Annotated in this window: 15 protein-coding genes and 1 pseudogene; 9 read left to right on the forward strand and 7 right to left on the reverse strand. The window is 40.5% G+C overall.

From position 1 onward, the window contains the following. Nucleotides 1–322 precede the first annotated feature (322 nt). The 4 genes from HC965_RS14585 to HC965_RS14600 are packed head-to-tail and all read right to left on the reverse strand — an operon-like array spanning nucleotide 323 to nucleotide 5,345. A complete protein-coding gene (locus HC965_RS14585) occupies nucleotides 323–1,666 on the reverse strand; it encodes a DUF4989 domain-containing protein (RefSeq protein WP_191032147.1) in 1,344 nt (447 codons plus the stop codon). Between the two features lie 21 nt (nucleotides 1,667–1,687). Then, on the reverse strand, nucleotides 1,688–3,118 hold the full coding sequence (locus HC965_RS14590) for a BT_3987 domain-containing protein (RefSeq protein ID WP_191032148.1): 1,431 nt from the start codon (nucleotides 3,116–3,118) through the stop codon (nucleotides 1,688–1,690). 25 nt (nucleotides 3,119–3,143) lie between these two features. Continuing rightward, on the reverse strand, nucleotides 3,144–4,331 hold the full coding sequence (locus HC965_RS14595) for a DUF1735 and LamG domain-containing protein (RefSeq protein ID WP_191032149.1): 1,188 nt from the start codon (nucleotides 4,329–4,331) through the stop codon (nucleotides 3,144–3,146). Nucleotides 4,332–4,340: 9 nt separating this feature from the next. After that, nucleotides 4,341–5,345, reverse strand: coding sequence for a glycoside hydrolase family 18 (locus HC965_RS14600; RefSeq protein WP_191032150.1), 1,005 nt, complete (start codon nucleotides 5,343–5,345; stop codon nucleotides 4,341–4,343). A 350-nt stretch (nucleotides 5,346–5,695) separates the two neighbouring features. On the opposite strand from HC965_RS14600, the gene HC965_RS14605 reads away from it, so the two are divergent. The 6 genes from HC965_RS14605 (at nucleotide 5,696) to HC965_RS14630 (ending at nucleotide 16,158) form a co-directional block, all read left to right on the forward strand. Next, entirely contained in the window at nucleotides 5,696–9,088 is a 3,393-nt protein-coding gene (locus tag HC965_RS14605) for a TonB-dependent receptor (RefSeq protein WP_191032151.1), read from the forward strand. A 13-nt stretch (nucleotides 9,089–9,101) separates the two neighbouring features. After that, entirely contained in the window at nucleotides 9,102–10,691 is a 1,590-nt protein-coding gene (locus HC965_RS14610; RefSeq protein ID WP_191032152.1) for a SusD/RagB family nutrient-binding outer membrane lipoprotein, read from the forward strand. 149 nt (nucleotides 10,692–10,840) lie between these two features. Then, nucleotides 10,841–11,965 (forward strand): glycoside hydrolase family 18, encoded by a 1,125-nt coding sequence (locus tag HC965_RS14615; RefSeq protein WP_191032153.1) that lies wholly within the window; start codon nucleotides 10,841–10,843, stop codon nucleotides 11,963–11,965. Between the two features lie 9 nt (nucleotides 11,966–11,974). Further along, on the forward strand, nucleotides 11,975–13,147 hold the full coding sequence (locus HC965_RS14620) for a DUF1735 and LamG domain-containing protein (RefSeq protein WP_191032154.1): 1,173 nt from the start codon (nucleotides 11,975–11,977) through the stop codon (nucleotides 13,145–13,147). A 43-nt stretch (nucleotides 13,148–13,190) separates the two neighbouring features. Beyond that, nucleotides 13,191–14,618 (forward strand): BT_3987 domain-containing protein, encoded by a 1,428-nt coding sequence (locus HC965_RS14625; protein ID WP_191032155.1) that lies wholly within the window; start codon nucleotides 13,191–13,193, stop codon nucleotides 14,616–14,618. Nucleotides 14,619–14,664: 46 nt separating this feature from the next. Then, the gene (locus tag HC965_RS14630; RefSeq protein ID WP_191032156.1) at nucleotides 14,665–16,158 is read left to right on the forward strand and encodes a BACON domain-containing protein; all 1,494 of its coding nucleotides are present in this window, start codon (nucleotides 14,665–14,667) and stop codon (nucleotides 16,156–16,158) included. 163 nt (nucleotides 16,159–16,321) lie between these two features. On the opposite strand, the pseudogene HC965_RS26700 reads toward HC965_RS14630, so the two are convergent. Beyond that, a pseudogene (locus HC965_RS26700) lies at nucleotides 16,322–16,486 on the reverse strand (ATPase); the annotation flags it as partial. A gap of 132 nt (nucleotides 16,487–16,618) precedes the next feature. Then, nucleotides 16,619–18,037: an ATP-dependent RecD-like DNA helicase gene (locus tag HC965_RS14635; RefSeq protein WP_191032157.1), complete on the reverse strand. Its 1,419-nt coding sequence runs from the start codon at nucleotides 18,035–18,037 to the stop codon at nucleotides 16,619–16,621. A 95-nt stretch (nucleotides 18,038–18,132) separates the two neighbouring features. Here HC965_RS14635 and HC965_RS14640 point away from each other — a divergent pair, with 95 nt between their 5' ends. The 3 genes from HC965_RS14640 to HC965_RS14650 are packed head-to-tail and all read left to right on the forward strand — an operon-like array spanning nucleotide 18,133 to nucleotide 20,113. Continuing rightward, nucleotides 18,133–18,819 carry a hypothetical protein gene (locus tag HC965_RS14640; RefSeq protein WP_191032158.1) on the forward strand — a complete coding sequence of 229 codons (687 nt, stop codon included), beginning with the start codon at nucleotides 18,133–18,135 and terminating at the stop codon, nucleotides 18,817–18,819. Then, entirely contained in the window at nucleotides 18,819–19,589 is a 771-nt protein-coding gene (locus tag HC965_RS14645) for a DUF3822 family protein (RefSeq protein ID WP_191032159.1), read from the forward strand. Before HC965_RS14640 ends, HC965_RS14645 begins: the two co-directional genes overlap by 1 nt. Further along, complete coding sequence (locus HC965_RS14650; RefSeq protein ID WP_191032160.1) at nucleotides 19,580–20,113, forward strand: RsmD family RNA methyltransferase; 534 nt, start codon at nucleotides 19,580–19,582, stop codon at nucleotides 20,111–20,113. The genes HC965_RS14645 and HC965_RS14650 overlap by 10 nt, the downstream gene beginning before the upstream one ends. A gap of 15 nt (nucleotides 20,114–20,128) precedes the next feature. Here HC965_RS14650 and cls read toward each other — a convergent pair whose 3' ends face one another. Then, nucleotides 20,129–21,568, reverse strand: a complete 1,440-nt coding sequence (gene cls, locus HC965_RS14655) for a cardiolipin synthase (RefSeq protein WP_191032161.1) — start codon at nucleotides 21,566–21,568, stop codon at nucleotides 20,129–20,131. Between the last annotated feature and the right edge of the window lie 30 nt (nucleotides 21,569–21,598).

Below are 21,598 nucleotides of genomic sequence, written 5' to 3' on the forward strand. Positions count from 1 at the left end.
TGGAGTATATCAGCACAATATACATATTACACTGATTACAAACACATTACTCACAAAAGGTAAAAATTCCGTATGAGAGTAAAAGTTACTATCAGGGAGTAACATGCCCCCGCTATCATAGCTAAAAGCACGACAAATAAAGAGACTCAGGCTGTTTATGAGAGTATGAGAGTAAAATCAATAAAAATATTCTCTGGTATCTATTCTTAATTTATAAGCCATCTGTTGATCCGCAATTCTGTAGAATTAACACAAATCCCACCATTGATAAAAAGTGTATCAATAGCGGGATTTGATTATCTAATGTTTATAGGATATTTGCCTATTTTACTGCAGGTGCTGTTTCGAAGAAGTGGAGTTCGTAAAGTTCTGCAGACTTCCACCTATCTTTTATCTCAAATTTCACATACCGCGTAGTTACCGGTTCATAGAATTTGATAAAATCTACATTTTCATCGTTGCTTGAAACCTGCCCCAAATAGCTCCAAGTTTCGCCGTCAGAAGAGACGGACAGTTGTATACTTTGGGGGCTACACCAATACTGATACCAAAGCCCTACTCCTGCAAGTGTTTTTTTCTCTTTCATATCAACGGTGAGTGAAAAATCTCCCTCCCCATATATACCATCATAATCTTCTCCATCCAAAAGGACTTCTGCTCCGTCAGAATCATCAACTTCGCCTGCCGTTTCTATAGTCCAGCCGTCTTTATTCCATTCCGTCCAACCTTTAGGGAAGACCATAAAATCCTCATAGTCCCAATCGTGAGGTATAATCTCAACTCCTTTCACAGTTTTTACCACTTTCAAGGAGAATGAGTTTCTAGTTTCGTCAGTTGAGACAACAGGATCTTCGCATTCGAAATCTGCAGTAACCGTAAATGTCGCATCTACATCTCTGTCTGTGCCGAGCAAGAAATCCTTGCCGATTTCCCAAGTAATATCTTGCGATATTTTTTGTCCGGCAGGAATAACGATTTCCGAAGGAGTGATAATGACATTATCCAATGCTTCCTCGTTCACACCTGTCACTACCGTATTAAATGTAACCTTCACGTCCTTCCGCGCCGGACGTTCCAACCGTACATTGAAAATGTATTTATTCTCTTCTGTTTCCAAGAAGTTTCCTGCGAATACAGTATGCACGAATTCAGTCTTGCTGTCAGCTTTTCCCTCCAGAAAACCGGCAGCTACATACGCCTCTTTCTTTACCAGAGCTTTTGCCTCCAAAGTAGTGGACGGCATTCTGTATCCTTCTACGGTAGCTTTCACGCCTAAATTACACACAGCTTCTTCATAATTAGCTTGAAAAGCTTCCATGTCTTTTATATCCAAAATCACACTAGCATCCGTATAACCTGCCGAAATTATCAATTTTGTATCGCTTAGCTCCACATTCTCTCCAATCGGTTCAAAAGTGACTATTGTTTCCTCTGGGGAAGCGTTAAAACGAAAAGTGAATGTTGCAGGCTTATCAAATTCTAATATACCATCATTATTATAAAAAGCATTCACCGTTATTTCCGAACCTTCCTCACCTTCCGCCGCAAGCGTAAAACTATTGTCAGGATAGGTAAGCAAATTCAAATCTTCCTCTTCCCGACATCCGGGAAGGGTTGTCAGCGAACTGATTGCCAACAATAATAAAAGTCTATAAAATATTCTCATTTCCAGGATTGTTTTTTAATTTTATTGTAATGCATCGGGATATTGGTAAGGTGTGGCATCATTCTCTTTGTAGAATACCGCAGGTGCTTTCAGTTTAGCGCCATACAATTCTTCTACCCCTCCATACAAACGATTGAATACACTTTCGAAGTTATCCACCTTCGGTGAAAATGCCATAAACCAGCCGGCATTGCTATCATTTATCTGCGCAGGATTCAAATTACCACCAGTTCCTCTTTCAAATTCTATAGATTGACCTGTACAATTAATGGATTCTACTCCTTTCACTGTTACTGCAGCAGCATTTAGACCATAATCAGCAAGTAGAATATCCACCCATTCACCCATAGGCGTCCCGTCAACTTTGGGAAGGTTGTAAGTCATGCTTCCAAGTACATATACCGCTACAAGTTTATCAGGCATCGCCTTTTTAGTTTCGTAGCAAAGACGGGCAGCGGCTTCCGCGCTACGATTTGCCAGTGCCGGATTGTTCACATCCGGTGCCTCTGTATATTCATCGTCAAAACATACTCCGTCCAAATTGTATACATAACAATATTGAGCCAGCTCGCGCGCAAAGTCTTTGGCACCTTGTTCGGAAAGTTGTGCCACCCCTGTCATATCCCTGCCACCGACTATAGACAATATGATTTTCATTCCACGCTTGCGCAGCGGCTGCAGGAAGGTTTCGTTGTTGTCCAGCAAGAACTGTATGTAGTCATTACATTTTAGGTATGGACGTTGCGCTACCGGATCCCAACCAGTGTTGGCAGCAAATGGAGATACTACGTCCCACAACATTTTTCCGTTCTCCAATTCAAAGGCCAAAGCGTTCAGAGGATTTGTACCGTCAAAGAAAACAAACGCTCTTACAGCGCCTTCTCCTTTGAACGCAAGATTATCCAATTTTCTCATGTCTTTTATCAGATAAATGCAATGGGCAGCTTCCTCATCCTTTACGGTAATGTCACTGCTTGTATTAGTGATGGCAACAGGCAGGATGTAGGTTTTGTTCTCCACTACGGTTTCGTCCGCCCGGATAGTAACGTCCGTATAGGCTGATTTTGACGGATGGTCTACCGTAAGCTTACCGTCGTTGACAAAGGAAACAAGACGTTCAGGGTACAATTCGAAATCCGTTCCATGTTCTTCATTATAAACGGTCAGATAGTCCGCATCAAAAGCCACTTGGGCGGAAGTATTAGAACCCGGTACCCGGCTGAATCCCATTTTGACAGAGGTAGTATAGGTATCTTTGTATAACTCCACTACATTGGAGACAAGGTTGGAGTTCCCGTCACGCAGGTATCCGTTGTTTTCATATATACCGCTATATGCCGACTCGTCAATTTCTGCATTCATATTCAAATCGTCCACACAGGAAGTCAGCAAAGTCAGGCTGCCCGTAAATGCGGCAACCACTAAGCCCGTTATCAGATATTTTTGTTTCATAATCGTATTCTTTTAATAAAAAGGATTAATTCTCTTCTGGGAGTTCTACAGAAACCCATACTAAATCTTTCGCTGCAGTAATGTCTTGTCCACTTGCGGAATAATCTTTAACCACTTTTCCTTCTCCTTCATTAAATTTCCAATAAGCGATAAGTCCCTCACTTGCAGGGTCTATTTTGTAAGGATTTTGAGCTATTTGTTTTTCAGTTCTTTCTATATTCCAGACACGTACTTCCGAAATGTCTCCTGGCAGCCAACGATCGTTGTCGAAAGATCTGCCGATATAACACGGTCCATTCGGATAAGAATTTCCTCGAACTAAATTAACTGCACCGCCTGTGTCACTGTCTTCGTAAACTTTCACCCCATTTTTATAGTAAATTCGTTTTTTAGTTTCCGAGTTATACACCACGGCGATGTGTACCCATTCGTTTACCGGTAATCCAATACCCGATACATAATTAGCAGGTGGAAATGGTGAGCCACCCGGTGCAACTACCTGAAGCTGATTGCGAGGACGGTCGGCATCACCGATACGTAACAGGAAATTGCCTTCAACACCGAAAATTATGCTTATCGCATTCGTTCGTTCGGCTTCCCAGTCGTTACTCCGCACCAACGCCTCTACCGTAATCACTTTCACATTCCTCATAGCATTGTCATCCTTCCATTTCACCGGAAGATAGTTTTCCCGAATATTTGCCACCACATTGATAAGGGCAGCACCTTTAATAATAAAATAGGTGGTACGAGCACTCTCGAGAACTCCGATACCTGCATCCGTAATGGAAACCGGCAATACATAACGACGATTTTCATCCAATCGGTTTAAGTTCTTAAAGTTCACCACAATGTCATCTCCTGAAATAGCACCCGCCTTAATTGTTACGTGCTTCTCCGAAATTTCATAATATTCTTCGGGTAATGCCGTGGCATCGTCAGCATAGCTCAAATTATAGGCTGCAGTCAGTGAGGGAACAGCTCTGAAACTGATCTGAATATCTTTCTCTACAGGAGCGGCAAGTCTGTAAGCAATCGTACGGCTTTCATTTATTATATCTTCTTTAATCAATAAGTTGTCAGTCACAGGAGCCGAATTTATATAGACCTTATTGTCATAATGATGTTCATCATTAATGTCCGCATTCTTACAGCTACTTACTACAAATGCAGTAAGCGCCACGGCAGCTAAGTGATAAATATACAATTTCATATTCTACTTTTATTTATTAGGATTCATTATCTGGATTACTTCACGCACAGATGCATAAGTATTATTGAAATAATCCTCTTGGATATTGTCGACAAAAATACCGCTGCGGGTAAACTCCGTAGATGCCTGAACAATCCATCGGGCTGTACCTTGTGCCGCCAAACTCCTCTCTCCCTTTGTATTCCAATAGCCGATCAACATACCCGCATCTGACTTTAGAGGAAGCTGCGTGGCAGCAATAAAACGATCAGTGGGAACAGGATTAGTATTTGTTCCCGCCGCTTCCTTACCGGCTTGGATAGCCGTCATGGCATTCATCGTAAGCGCAACCTGATTAGTGGAAGAAGTGGTTTTCAGAATTAAATAGTTGTATTTGTCCAGCATATCCATGCTTTCGGGATCCAGATATTGCACGTTTCCATAAAATACCATCATTTTGTCGATATGTCCGGCCTGCCAACTCATCACCTTGCTGAAAAAGTTTTGTTGGCGCTCCTTATATTGTTGCAATGGAATTTCCTTCATCCCCACCATCGAACGTCCTGTATAGCTTACAAGGATACCGTCGTATCCGTAACCGTCACACAAAGCCAATAAGGCATTCGTACGTTCATTCAGATATTTCCGGGCTTCTTCTTCCGTTAGTTCTGGATTCTTTTCCGCTTTCTTATTCCATTCATTTTCTAAGTCATCGTAATTAATACAAGCAAGCGTACGAATAGCTTTCTCACGAATTTTCACCATTTCCGCTTGTGTTTCCCCCGAAAGATTTTCGGGATTATTCAGACAGATGAAATCCACGCTGTCTGGCACAACGGTAAGGCGTTCGGACTGATGTCTCGGATTACCAGGATTATTAAAAGATACAAAGACCACTTTATGCCCTTCTGCTTTGTATAACTTCAAATCCTTCAGATAGTCAGCATACAGTTGCGGGTTCTGCTCTTCAAACGTGGGGTAATGGATATCAATACTTTCCGGGTCTGTCCAGTCCTCACATGAGGTAGATATCATCCCCCCGCCATCAATATTGCTGTAAACAAACAGTTTTTTACTATTCTTCTCATATATATTATCGTTTAAAGATTTTAGTCATTTTTTTGCTTAAGTTATCCAAGTACTTGGTAAAATGTAATCAATCCTATTCTTCAAGTTACAAGGAGGGACTATATAAAAGACACAGAAGCTATTGTTTGATTCAATGCATTTCACTACCAAGAACTAAAGATTTTTGAGCTTTTACGAAAAAAATTATAAATTCAGCTAAGTGTTTATTAATTTAGCGTTGTTTTATTAGCAAAGGGAAGGAAAGTCGACACCTTCCTTTGGAGTTCAATAAAATGTATAACCATTAAATAAAATGTATGGAAAGCAAACATTCGCTTCAAAAGTCGAAGCTATTTCGAGCTTTACTGATTCTCTTGTTGATAGCAGTTCCTGTACAATGGGCTGCGGCACAGTTGACCTTATCGACTCCCCGTACAACTTTGGGTAGTGTTATTAAACAAATTCAATCACAATCAAAGTATCAGTTTTTTTACAATGACAAGCTGTCAACAATTACCGTTGGGCCGTTAAAAGTAAAAGATGTCTCTTTAGAGGAAGTTTTAAACACACTTCTGAAAAATAAAGATATCTCTTATAAAATAGAAGAGAATATTGTTTATTTATCAGAAAAAGGAGTTCCTGCTCCAAACCAACAACCAACTGGAAAAGAACGTACTATTACAGGCCAAGTTTTGGATGCTAAAGGAGAACCTCTGATTGGTGTCAGCATCCTGATAAAGGGTACAACTGATGGGGCTATAACTGACTTGGATGGTAACTATAAAGTGGTTACGAAGAACGCTAACCCTATTCTTGTATATTCTTATATAGGCTATAAGACACAAGAAATTCCATTAAAAGGTCAAACGGCTATAAATATTACAATGCTGGATGACACACAAGTAATAGATGAAGTTGTTGTCACTGCATTGGGCATCAAACGTTCGGAAAAGGCATTAAGTTATAATGTACAACAAGTGAACACCAATGAGATTACATCAAACAAAGATGCGAACTTTGTCAATTCTTTAAGTGGAAAAGTAGCAGGTGTCAATATCAATGCTTCTTCCTCAGGGGTTGGTGGTGTATCAAAAGTAGTGATGCGTGGTACAAAATCAATTATGCAATCTTCCAATGCACTATACGTAATCGATGGTGTACCCATTTTTTCCGGACGTTCAACGAAGAGTGGAGGTACGGAATTTGACTCACGAGGTTCCAGTGAACCGATTGCCGATATCAATCCTGAAGATATTGAATCAATGTCTGTATTGACGGGTGCTGCCGCAGCAGCTCTGTATGGTTCGGAAGCCGCTAACGGTGCAATTGTAATCACGACTAAAAAAGGTAAAGAAGGACGGGTAAGTATTACAGTCAATTCAAATACTGAATTTACAACCCCGTTTGTTATGCCACGTTTTCAAACTCGTTATGGAACAGGTATGGAAGGTGTGCAAAATATATCCGGTGCCCGTAGTTGGGGACGTAAACTCACAGAAGCTAACTATTATGGTTATAGTCCTCAGGATGATTATTTCCAAACTGGCGTTATTGCTACAGAGAGTGTCTCATTTTCTACCGGAACCGAGAAAAACCAGACATACGCTTCAGCAGCTGCTGTAAATTCAAAGGGTATCGTTCCTAACAACAAATACAATCGTTATAACTTTACCGTCCGAAATACGACCTCTTTTTTGGACGATAAAATGACATTGGATTTTGGAGCAAGTTATATTCTACAAAATGATAGAAATATGACAAACCAAGGTACATACAACAACCCGTTAGTGGGGGCTTATTTATTTCCGCGTGGCAATGACTGGGAAGATATTAGTATGTATGAGCGTTATGACCCGGCTCGCAAAATTTATACTCAATATTGGCCGGTTGGTGATGAAGCCATGACTATGCAGAATCCATATTGGGTGAATTATCGCAATCTGCGTGAGAACAAGAAAGACCGTTATATGCTGAATGCTAATTTAAGTTATCAGATATTAGACTGGTTAAGTGTTTCCGGTCGTGTTCGCCTGGATAACTCTAATAATGATTATACAGAGAAGTTCTATGCTTCCACCAATACTCAGTTGACGGAAAAATCGTCTCGCGGCTTATATGGAATTACCCGAACTAATGATAAGCAATTGTACGCAGACTTCCTTGTGAATATCAATAAAATGTTTGGTGAAACCATTTCATTGCAGGCAAACGTTGGTGGTTCTTTCTCCGATATACGTTCTGATGCAATGAAAGTACGTGGTCCGATTGCTGACGGTACCGATCCTTTCAAAAGTGAGACTGTCGGATTAACCAATTTCTTTGCTATTCAGAATTTGAGTCCGAGTAAGACAGAACGTTTGCAAGAAGGATGGAGAGAACAAACTCAATCTATATTCGCTTCTGCCGAATTAGGATATAAAAGTACCTATTATATAACACTGACCGGACGTAATGACTGGCCTTCACAATTGGCTGGACCAAACTCAAAAAGCAAGTCTTTTTTCTACCCGTCAGTCGGTGCTTCCGTAGTTCTTTCCGAATTGATGCCGAATTTGAATAAAGACTATTTGTCTTATATGAAACTACGTGGTTCCTGGGCATCTGTAGGTAGTGCTTTCGAAAGATATTTGGCTAATCCTCGTTATGAATGGACTGCGAATTCCGCTCAGTGGAGTATCATGACCCAATATCCTTTATACAATCTGAAGCCGGAACGGACTCAGTCTCTTGAAGTCGGATTAACTATGCGTTTCTTAAAGAACTTTGATTTAGACATTACATATTATAATGCCAAAACTATGAATCAAACATTTAATCCGCAGTTGCCGGTCAGTGGTTGGTCGGCCATGTATATTCAAACAGGAGCAGTACGAAATCAAGGTCTTGAACTTTCCTTGGGATATAAAAATACATGGAACAAATTTACTTGGGATACCGGAATTACATTCTCTATGAATAAGAATAAAATCCTGACCTTGGCCAGCAATGCAATCAATCCTGTCACAGGAGAGAATTTCTCTATTGGTACACTTGACATGGGAGGGTTAGGCGAAGCCCACTTCTTGTTAAAAGAAGGTGGCAGCATGGGCGACTTGTATTCTTTTATTGATTTGAAACGAGATAGTAATAATAAAATATACATTGACCAAGACGGGAAGATGACTACTGAGACAATCAAGGATCCTAAAAAATATATAAAACTGGGAAGTGTATTACCAAAAGGTAATTTAGCTTGGCGTAATAACTTCAGTTGGAATAACTTTAATGCCGGCTTCCTTGTTTCCGCACGTTTAGGCGGTGTTGTATTCTCTCGTACACAAGCCATGCTTGATTATTATGGAGTTTCTGAGGCAACTGCTGAAGCAAGAGACCACGGATATGTGCCGGTCAACGGTAATGATCACGTTAATCCGGAGACATGGTATGGAATTATTGGTGGCGGTACTTCTGTGCCACAATATTACACCTATTCTGCAACCAACGTCCGTCTGCAAGAAGTATCTTTGGGATATACTTTCCCTCGGAAAATGTTACATAATATCTGCGATATCAAAATATCCATGATCGGACGTAATCTTTGGATGATTTACAACAAAGCACCGTTTGATCCGGAAAGCATTGCTTCTACGGACAACTTCTATCAAGGAATAGACTACTTTATGATGCCATCTTTACGCAATATAGGTTTCAGTCTGAGTTTCAAATTCTAAACAACGCATTAATATGAGAAATAATATAATAAATAAGCTGTTTTTGGGGGCGTTGACTGTATCTTTTATATCTTGCACCAGTCAATATATGGATATAAATTCCAATCCATATCAGCCGGGAAGTTTAGCAGATGATGATTACGCCCTAGGGTCTGCAATGAGTAATTTGGCCGGTTGTGTTGTATCTAGTGATGTTAATACGGCACAGTTTACCGATTGTTTATTGGGAGGTCCATGCGGAGGTTACTTTGCAGACTCCAAGAGTGCATGGGCGTTTACAATTTCCAATTTTAATCCGACAGACGACTGGACACGGGTATTTTTGAAAAGTGATAAAGTTATTCCGGTACTATATAGTAACTTGTCCACAGTGAAAAGTGTATCTGAAGCTACTAATAATCCGGTTCCTTATGCTATTGCTGAAATTATAAAAGTAGCGGCAATGAATCGTATTACCGATACGTATGGTCCTATACCTTATTCTAAAATTGGAGCAGACGGAAAAATAACAATTCCCTATGATTCTCAAGAAGATGTCTATAATAAATTCTTTGAAGAATTGAACCAGGCAATAGAAATTTTGACAGAAAATAGTGGCTCAGCTCTCGTAGCTACTGCTGACTATGTATATAGCGGAAATGTAGCCAAATGGATTAAGTTTGCCAATTCGCTAAAACTCCGCTTAGCTATTCGGGTTGCTTATGCTAATAAAACATTAGCCCAAGAAATGGCTGAAAGTGCAGTCAAACACGAATTTGGTGTAATAGAATCCAATGTGGATAACGCAAAGTGGAATTACTTCGGTACAATTCCCAATCCATTGTACACAGCTGTTAGATACAACGAAGAAACAAGCGGTGGCGACAGTCATGTGGCAGCTGATATAGTTTGCTATATGAATGGTTATTCAGATGGACGCCGTGCTGCTTATTTCGAGAAATCAGGATGGAAAGACCAGGAATATGTCGGCTTGCGTCGTGGCATCAATCTTGAAAAAGCTAAAGATTATTTTATAAACTATTCCAAGATAAAAATCTCGGCTTCCGATCCTATCTTTTGGATGAATGCTGCTGAAGTTGCCTTCTTAAGAGCAGAAGGAAAAGCTATTTTCAAGTTCGATATGGGAGGAGAAGCACGTGATTTCTATAATCAAGGAATTCGTCTTTCGTTTGAACAATGGAACGCCGGTAATCCAGAAGAATATCTAAATGATGAAAGCAAGATACCGACCACTTATACTGATCCTTCTGGACTTAACACATATAATTCTCCGATTTCAACAATAACGATTAAATGGGATGATTCTGCTAGCGACGAGGTGAAACAGGAAAGAATCATTACGCAGAAATGGATAGCCAATTGGATGTTAGGAAATGAAGCGTGGGCGGATTATCGCCGTACAGGTTATCCTAAATTAATTCCTGCTACAGACGAAGGTAATATGAGTGGTGGAACCGTGGATAACAAAAAGGGAGCACGTCGTATGCCTTATCCGTCTGCAGAATATACGGATAACACAGTAAATGTACAATATGCTGTTGATAACTATTTAAAGAATTCGGATAATATGGCTACTGATTTATGGTGGGCATGTAAACCTTAGTGATTAACCTCTTATTTTAATATGATATGAATAATATATTTGAAGAGACGTCATCAAAGATGCAAAATCCGGAATTACCAACCAAGTACTTTGAGAACTTAGTAGTAAGACAAACCCTATAAGCAAAAAACATTTTATACTATAATAATATGAAAAGATTATTCAAATATACACTTCCCGCACTCATCGCCTGCCTGATGATGCTGGCGGCATGTTCGGAATGGACGGAACCGGAAAGCATTACTCTCCGTTACCCTTCCATCGAAGAGCAGAATCCGGAACTATACGCTCAATACTTGGAATCACTCAATGCTTTCAAAGCCAGTGAACATTCCATTGTCATAGTTTCTATGAACAACCTTAGCACTGCCCCTGCCAATCAGAGCCAACACCTCACGGCACTGCCCGATAGCGTAGATTATATCTGCCTGAACAACATCTTCGACGTGAATGAGATGCATATCACTGAAATGGATGAAGTTCGTAAAAAAGGCACGAAAGTAGTAGGATTGGTAGACTTTGACGCCATCGAAAGCGCTTGGCAAGCCATTCTTAAAAAAGAGGCGGAAGATGCTGCCAATGCGGAAACTCCCGAGGAAGGAAGCGAACCGGAAAGTAATAACGAATCGGAGAGTGAAGACGAAACAACAGATGAAGATCTGGCTATTGTCAACGTACGGCGTTTCATCGAATACTGTAAAAAAGAAACAGCCCGACAATTGGATACTATCAATGCATTAGGAACAGATGGTATAGTGATGAACTTCACCGGCTTCGACCTCAACTCTCTGCTACAGGACGAAGAAAAGACCGCTGCCGAAACTGAACGACAAGGTGCATTCTTCAATCTGCTGGCAGAGTGGAAAGTCGCCCATGCGGACAAAGAACTCATCTTCAAGGGAAGTCCACAGAACGTTATCGACAAAGAGATATTGGTAGAAAGCAGGTATATCATTATCAATGCTCACAGCGCAAAAAATCTATACGAAATGTCTTATCTCGTACTGATGGCATGCGGCAAGGATGTACCGACCGACCGCTTCATTATGGGAGTAACCACTCCATACATCAGTAGCACGGGCGACCAATATGGATTAGTAGACGGTGCATCCGCCATTGTTGCCGCTGCCGAATGGACACTGCAAGAAGAAGTAGCTGATTATGTAAAAGCTGGAATCTCTATCGACGGAGTGGAGCAGGACTATTTCAACCCTGCAAAAATATACACCAATGTCAGAGAAGCAATTAATATCCTCAGTCCAACCGCTAAATAAAAACAACTTATGAAACTGAATAAACTAATAATGACGATGCTCGCCGCTTTCTCCATCACCTTGACCGGATGTCAGGATAATGAAGACGGACAGCATTACGACAATAAACTTTTCCTCTCCACAGCAGCCTTTACGCAGGAAGTCCTGTTCAAGGCCGGAGATATGAATGTGGAGAAAGGACTTTCTGTGGCAATTGCCAAACCAAAAGCTCATGATATCAAAGTGACTATGGCACCGGCTCCGGAATTACTGGACACTTACCGGAATGCATATTATGACGAAGCAGCCATATTGCTCCCCAAAGAACACTATGTAATGAATGAAAGAACGGTAATAATCAAAGCCGGCGCTGTATCCAGCAATGTATTATCTATTCAATTCGTCAATACAGGAGAACTGGACGCAGACGTCACTTATGTATTGCCCGTCACTATTCAGTCCGTTGAAGGAATCGAAGTACTACAAAGTGCCAAGAACTATTATTATGTATTCCGCGGAGCATCACTTATCAATGTGGTATGTAATTTGAGCGAGAATCGTGCTTATCCGGATTTCAATGATGATGCAAGATTTAATAATATGAAAGAGAATACACTGGAAATACTCTTTAACGCCTCTCAACTTAAAAGCGAGATAAGCACACTGATGGGGATCGAGGGTAAGTATCTACTTCGTATTGGTGACGCAGGAGTACCCTCCAATCAACTTCAACTCTCAACTTCCAACGGCAATCTAACCAACTCTGACCTACAGTTTGACAGTAATAAATGGTATCATGTAGCTGTCACCTTTAAAGAAGGAGAAACCAAAATATATATTGATGGAGTGGAAAAAGCCTCAAAGAAATATTCAAGCCTGAACACAGTCAGCTTAGGAACCAAGCATTCAGACGAAAGCGGCGGACAAGCCCGTTGTTTTTGGATTGGATACTCTTATAATGAGCAACGTTCCTTCAACGGTTCGGTAGCCGAAGCGCGCATTTGGAACCGTGCCCTTTCTGCCGAAGAAATACAAGCTGTCAATCATTTCTATACAGTGAACCCTACTTCAGAAGGCTTGATAGCTTATTGGAAATTCGATGAAGGTGAAGGCCAAACAGTGAAAGACTACAGCTCAAGCGGTTATAACCTGACTATAGAGAATCTTCCGAAATGGGAATTCGTTACCTTACCCGAAAAATAACCAGTTAATCTCATTGCAAATAATCTCTTAACAGAATATGAATATGATAAATTGCATTAAATATACTTTTCTGCCATTGGCAATGCTTACCGCAGGACTTTTTACATCCTGTGACGAGGAACTTGAATTTGCAGCAGACGAAAGTACTTACCTTTCTGCTACTCAAATCAACGGTATGCTGCTCGATGCAACCACCAACAAAAACAATTCGATAGTGGAACTACGCAGTAACGAGCAGTCTACCAATATTGTATTCCGCCTCTCCAAACAACCTAAAACGGGAGTGGACGTAACGATTGGCGTAGACGAATCCTACGTATCCACTTACAACTCTATCCACAATACGGACTTCGAAATGTTCCCCGCCGAAAATGTGGCAATCACCAATAACGGCGCCTGTGTGCTTGCACCGGACGACACTGCAACTCCCGGCTTGAAAGTAACACTGACTGCTTTTGATGGTATGGAAGAAGATAAAACGTACATCGTCCCGCTGACTGCGACCTCATCAGACGAAGGTATCTCATTTTCCGAAATGTCCAAGCATATGGTATTGTTAGTACAGGATTATCGTCATAAAGCTAATCATAACAAAGGAGAAGATGCTGTAAAAACCGTGATCTACTTTGAAGTGAATGACGCGAATCCACTCAATGCACTGGAATTTAAAACAGCTAGTGGCAAGTATTTCTTCGATGACGTAGTGCTTTTTGCAGCCAATATCAATTGGGATGCAAAAAAACAACGGGTATATGTATCCAACAACGATAATGTACAATTCCTACTTGACCACAATGACGAGTATCTCCAGCCACTCCGCAAAGCCGGTATGAAAGTAATCATTAGCATTTTGGGAAATCATGACCAAGCTGGCGTTGCTCAACTTTCGGAAATGGGAGCGAAAGAGTTTGCCCGTGAAATAGCCGCTTACTGCCGCGGATATAACTTAGATGGTGTAGCTTTTGATGACGAGTATTCAAATGATCCTGTACTTTCCAATCCTTGGCTGACGGAGCAATCTGTAGAAGCAGGCTCTCGCTTGATGTATGAATGTAAGAAAGCAATGCCGGAAAAGATTGTTTCTTTATATAGTTTGGGAAGTTTGTATGCCCAAAATCTAAAAATCATTGACGGTGTAGAACCGGGACAATATTGCGATTACTCTGTAGCGGATTATGGAAGAACAGAAAAGCCTGGCATTGGTATGACATTGAAACAATGTGCAGGTATGTCTATCGAACTCTTTCGGGATAGCGGAGATACAAGTACCAGTACCGCGCGTTCCAAGAAAAATGCAGGATACGGCTACTACATGTTCTTCTCTCCCACTCCTCCCAAATACATCTCGGACGAACGTAAACGAGACCAACTAACATATTGCGAGAATGTTTGTTTGGGATTGTATGACGAAGAATTAATCCGTCCGAGTTATTATTATCCTAAAAACAGTACCGTACGTACTGCACGTTAATGTGTTAATTCATTATTTATTTGACTCTTAAAGAAGATACGCAAATATGAAACTATTAAAGAAAATATCAATGATACTGTCGGCAACCCTACTTTTGTGGGGTTGCTCCGACAGCGATGAACCGGTGAATGAGATGAACGCTACACTTTCACTATCAACAAACGAGATAAAAGTAGATGGTCTGGGTGGTGTGGCAGTTGTGACTGTCACAAGTTCCGATGACTGGCGATTGGCAGGAATATGCGACTGGGCACACCCATCGGCCACGTCGGGTAAAAGCGGAGATGAAGTGACATTCACCATCGACCCAAATTCATTAGACAAAGTTCGGACCGCAACTTTCAAGTTCTTCGTCGGTACTACAGTACTCCCCTTGCAGATAGAGTGTTCACCGGTATATACAGTAGACTTGTTTACCGAAAGAGAAATAAATCTTCCCAAAGGAAAAAGCGATATATCTATCAAATTCGAAAGTAACATTCCCGACCTCGTCATTACTCACAGCGAGGAGAGTAAAGAATGGCTGACTTTAGAGAGAAAAAGCGAATTTATCGGAAAAACAACTCTCCTATTTTCAGTAGCCGAGAATAAGACTTACAAGGTCCGTACTGCCAACGTAACATTGGAGAGTTCGCTTCTTGACGAACCGGTAGTAGTGAATATCACACAAGCCTGTGTACCTTATTTTACAATCACCCCGTCCGAAAAATCTCAAAAGTATGATTTGTCGGAACAAACGATCTCTTTCACGATAGAAACCAATCTGGAATATACACCTTCAGTTGTTAGTGGAACGGAGTGGATAACCGGACAAACGATTTCCAAGCCGCAAATAGATGATAGAGGTATAGCAATTACCACATTGTCCTACAAGCTCCTGGCAGCTTCAAGTGCAAGAGTTGGTTCCATCCGTGTGGAAAACAGTTTGAAAGATGCAGAAATCAGTATTGTTCAAGTAGACCCGAATGCACCGACTGTGTCTATAGCCAATAAAACCATCGCTGAATATGCCGAGAAAAACGGATGGATCATAAGATTGGCAGGCAATGAGTGTGTAATTTCAGAAGAAGGAAGAAAAGCTACCGAATTTATTTGTACAGATAATATTGATAACTTTGATGGATTGGAAAACTTCCCTGAATTGACTACAATAAAGGTGAAAGCAAGCAGTAGTTTGAAGAAAGTCGACATTTCAAAATTACATAAAGTAACCTCATTGACGTTTACAAATACTAGTAGCACTGTGTATATTAAAGAATTTAATTTCGGGGATAATCCGATGACTGTCTTTAATTTGTCAGCCAGATATTTTGGTAGCAAATGTGAAGATGTAACGTTCATAGGGAGCAATATTCAAGAAATCAATATGGATGTCAGCCGTCCAGGAAACGATTACATAGAACGTATTGATCTGACTCAATGCCCTGTATTGCATACTTTCAAATTTAACGGAGAATATGTAGAGACTCTCTACCTAAAACCTGACCAAACTATCCCCAACTTGGAACTTGCTACCGAATACAAAATTGAACGTAAATGATTTAACCAATAGTTTTCAATAGGTAGAGTCATTAATAAGTGATTAAAATATCGCCAAGAGAGACATTATAAAAGTCTTTATGAATAGAAAAGAAAACAGCAATAGTAAAGTCCGAAACTTAATTATTGCTGTTTTCATATTTCAATTACTATGATGACAAATTCTATTTATACATATACTTCAAGCAATACTCAAATGTCGGGTCTTGATTTTCAATTACATTTCCAGGTAGTATATCAATTAAATCTTTCTCTAATGTTGCCTTACGTAAATTTTTGATATTGGCAGATGTCCCCAGTTTATATTTGTTCTGCACTTCTATAGAAGATATGCGACCATAAAAAAGGAATTTCCATATTCATCTGTCTTGATACAAAAATAGGAAGAAACAATGAAATCAGTTAATTTGAAATCAATTGATTTCAAATTAACTGATTTCATACTTATTTATCCAAGGCAACTACTCCACCTGTTCCTTCGGATAATTCACCAAATACAGAGTCTTTGTCGCACGTGTGAACGCTGTATACAACCACCGGAAATAATCAGGAGTCAAATATTCGTCCGTCATATACCCTTGATCCAAGAACACATTCTGCCACTGTCCACCCTGTGCTTTATGACAAGTAACCGCATACGCATACTTCACTTGCAATGCATTATAATGCGGATCAGCTTTCATCTTCTTCATCCGGTCACGCTTATTAGGAATATCTATATAGTCTTCCAATACCGTATAAAACAACCGGTCATTATCCGCCTTCGGCAATGCAGGTGCGTCTGAATGTAAAGTATCCAACAACAAATTAGCATCCAGTTCAAAATCATTCTGGTCGGGAAACCGAAGGGTGACTTCGGCAAAACGGAAACCGTACATCTCACGAGTACGACGAACACGACGGACAATAGCAATTTCACCATTGGCTATGAAGTCCATCTCTTTATACTTCTCCGTCCAGTAATAATTATTCTTGGCAACCATTAACATATCTCCTGTATTCAATTCATCTTCACGCCAAAGAATCTGCGCACGTATTCCGTTATTATAAAGGTTCGCGCGTTTATTAGAACGACAGATTACAATTGTTTCGTCCATTCCGTCATGGTCATAGCAATTGTTCAGTTCGTCAATTAATTCCGTGCCCGGTACTACTTTTATATCGGGGAACCCTGTTACCTTTATCTTAGGTAAAGAGTAACATTCATCTTCCGCAATCAACTGCCTCAATTGTGTAGCATTCCATAGAATACCGGACTCTTGTACTTGGCGGACTACCTGAGTCAAATCTACTTCACGCACTTCAAGACCATACCCCTTCAATGCATCACCAAAGAGTGCCGGACTCAACTCCTCTCCTACCGGAGGAAGCTGCGCTGTATCACCCATTAGTAAAAGACGACATCCCTGTCCCGAATATACGAATTGCACCAAATCATCCAACAAACGCCCCGTACCAAATACACTACCGGATAATCCTTCATTCGAAATCATGGAAGCCTCATCAACAATAAACAATGTATTTGTAGCAAGATTGTCATTGATTGAAAAATTACTCAGTTCGTTAGAGAAGGATTGTTGTCTATATATTTTCTTATGGATAGTAAAGGCGGAATGTCCGGCATATGCTGAAAAAACTTTCGCCGCACGACCAGTCGGAGCCAACAAAACAGATTTTTGCTGCAACTGATCCATGGTTTTCACTAATGCTCCTACTAGAGATGTTTTACCGGTACCGGCATAACCTCTGAGAATAAAAACCTCGTCCGCCAGAGTAGACAGAAGAAACTCAGAAAGAGATTTTACAGCAATTTCCTGCTCTAAAGTTGGTTGGTAAGGAAAATTTTCCTTAATTTGCCTTTCTAAATAGTTATTTATCATTTTTGTACGAGAAAAAAGTTCGATGAACTATCGTATTTAAATTAATTTATTCTATTTTTGCGATGCGAATATAACAACTAAAAACATAATTTATCATGAAAACAGTATTTAATATTGTATTGGTGCTCTGTGCTGCTGCACTTATTTACATTTGCTACAACAGCATCATGGGTCCTATCAATTTTGAAAACGCAAAAAAAGACAGGGAAAAAGCAGTCATTGCCCGCTTGATTGACATCCGTAAAGCACAGCAGGAATACCGCTCGTTGCACCATGGAATGTACACTGACAAATTCGACACTCTGATTGATTTCGTTAAAAATCAGAAGTTGCCGTTCGTTATGAAGATGGGTATGTTGACAGACAAACAACTGGAAGACGGATTAACTGAAAAGAAAGCTATGTCTATCATCGAAAAGGCGAAGAAGACAGGCAAGTATGACGAAGTTAAGAAGTGGGGACTTGAAAATTTCAAACGTGACACTATGTGGGTAGCCGTTATGGATACTATTTTCCCGAAAGGATTCAATGCAGACTCTATGAGATACATTCCTTACAGTGGTGGTGCACAGTTCGAAATGAATGTTAGAAATGATACTGCTAAATCAGGTGCTCCTGTATTCTTGTTCGAAGTAAAAGCTCCGTACGAAACTTATTTGGGCGGACTTGACAAACAGGAAATCATTAACTTAAAAGATGTTCAGAGCAAACTGGGTAGATACTGCGGTTTGATGGTAGGTTCTATCGACACTCCGAACAATGGTGCTGGTAACTGGGAATAATGATTGATTTTACTAAATCAAAACAATATACTTTATCCATCCGTCTTAGTACGGATGGATTTTCTTTTTCTATCTATAACCCGATTCACGACGACTCACTGTCGATCATTGAGAAAGAGATAGAGCCTTCTCTATCCCTCACTGCCAACCTAAAAACGGTTTTCCACGAATCGGACTTCTTAAGCCATTCTTACAAACGGGTGAATATCATGATGGCCAGCAAACGCTTTACGATTGTGCCACTGGAATTGTTTGAAGAGGAACAGGCTGAACTTTTATTTTATCACAATCATCAGAAACGGGAAAATGAAATGGTGGTTTACAATATTCTACAAAAGAATAATGTAGCTGTCATCTTTGGTATAGACAAAAGTGCCTACACTTTTCTGAAAGAACAGTATCCTGAAGCTCGCTTCTATTCGCAGTCCACCCCGCTCATTGACTATTTTTCTGTCAAGAGCAGACTAGGAAATAGCAAAAAGATGTATGCTTCCATACGTCAGGAAGGTATCGACATCTATTGTTTCGAACGGGGACATCTCCTTCTCGCCAATTCCTTTGAATGTACGCATACGGAAGACCGTATCTATTATCTGCTGTATGCCTGGAAGCAATTGGAATTTAATCAAGAACGAGATGAGCTTCACCTCACCGGAACACTCCCGGACAAAGAGATTCTGATGAACGAACTGAAAAAGTTTATCTTGCAGGTATTCATTATGAACCCTGCTACTAATATTGACATGCAAGCCTTATTAACATGCGAGTAATCAGCGGTATATACAAACGAAGAAGATTTGACGTGCCACGAACGTTTAAAGCACGCCCTACAACAGATTTCGCTAAAGAGAATCTGTTTAATGTACTCAATAACTATATTGATTTTGAGGAAGGAGTAACTGCACTTGATTTGTTTGCCGGAACCGGCAGCATCAGTATCGAATTAGTTTCCCGGGGGTGCGACCGCGTTATCAGCATTGAGAAAGAGCCTGCACATCATTCATTCATCATCAAAATAATGAAAGAGGTAAAGACAGACAAGTGTCTGCCGATACGAGGGGATGTATTCAAGTTCATCAAGAGTGCCCGCAAGCAGTTCGACTTTATCTTTGCCGATCCCCCTTATGCTTTAAAAGAGTTGGAAACAATACCTGAACTTATTTTTCAGAACAACCTTCTTAAAGAAGGAGGATTATTTGTACTGGAACATGGGAAAGATAATAACTTCGAAGAGAATCCACACTTCATTGAAAGAAGAGTTTATGGAAGTGTCAACTTCTCTCTCTTCCGCTAAATCGGTTAAAACCTATTAGAGTAGCGGGGCTAATAAACGTACAATAGACTCCGCTGCCTTTTGTCTCCACGAACGCCTTACCCAGTTCTTCAAGAATATCTGTGTACTCTCACGCTGATCCTGAAGGAATATTTCTTTCATTTCGAGTGCAGTGTTTACATCATACATAAAAGCATTCACCTCAAAATTGTGTTCAAAGCTACGAAAGTCTATATTAGTAGATCCGACGGTAGAAAGCAAATCATCCGAAACCATGAGTTTGGAATGCAAAAAACCTTTCTTATAGAAATAGACTTTCACACCAGCCTGCATCACATCTGCCAAGTAAGAGCGTGAGCCAAGATGCGTTATCCAGTTGTCGGCACGTTCCGGCAACATCAGACGTATATCCACACCGGACAAAGCTGCAGTCTGCATAGCAGCCAGTATTTGCTCTGTTGGCAAGAAATATGGGGTTTGCATATAGAAATATTTCTTAGCATTAGTAATCGCCATAGTCAACCCCTGCATTATTTCCTTCCAAGGACCGATAGGTTCACTGGTGACAATTTGTACTAAAGAACTACCATAAGAGTCTATTCTAGGAAAATAACGGGAAGCTGTAATCAGCGTACGGTCTACAAAGTACCAGTCAAGCAGGAAAGCAGTCTGTAAACCATGCACTGCTTTACCTTCAAGCATGATATGCGTATCACGCCAAATTCCCCAGGAAAAGCCACGCATATAACGTTCTGCGAGATTCATTCCACCCACAAATCCTACACACCCGTCAATAACAACAATCTTTCTATGGTTTCGGTAATTCACTCTACTGGTAAATAAGGGGAAGCGCACTTTCAGGAAGCTTCGTACCTCAATACCTGCATTGCGCATTTCTTCAAAAAAACGATTGGGAACATGCCAACAGCCTACATCGTCATAAATCACTCTTACTTCAATTCCCTGCGAAGCTTTTTCTATCAATACATCCCTGACCAAACGTCCGATAGCATCATCCTCAAAGATATAATATTCCATATGGATATGCTGCTTCGCTTTCTGAAGTTCGCGCAATAGTGATTGTAGTTTGGTATAACCCTCAGTATAGACAGCTACACGGTTTCCTTCGAAAGGAAATGCCTGGTTGGTATGCTGAAATAGTTGGATTAGGCGAGAATATTCATATTGGACTTCCGAACAATCCTGAGCCAGATATTCCGCCATCGGCTTCTTTAGTAGACGGTCGTAGCTTTTCTGACCGATAATACGTTCACGACGCTGGCTCCGCCCAAAGAAAAAGTAAAAAACAAGACCTACAATAGGAAGAAATAGTAATATTAGTATCCACGCCATAGTTTTAACCGGATTCCGGTTGTCAAGAATGATAATGACAATCGTACCGATGATGGCTCCGAAATAGAGAATATCAAAAGCCACCGTTGCTATCTGGCTAAGTACATAGTTCCAATCAATCATAGGAATCTCCTTTTAAACGGATACTAAACA

Source organism: Bacteroides sp. GM023 (assembly GCF_014750685.1).
Lineage (GTDB): Bacteria > Bacteroidota > Bacteroidia > Bacteroidales > Bacteroidaceae > Bacteroides.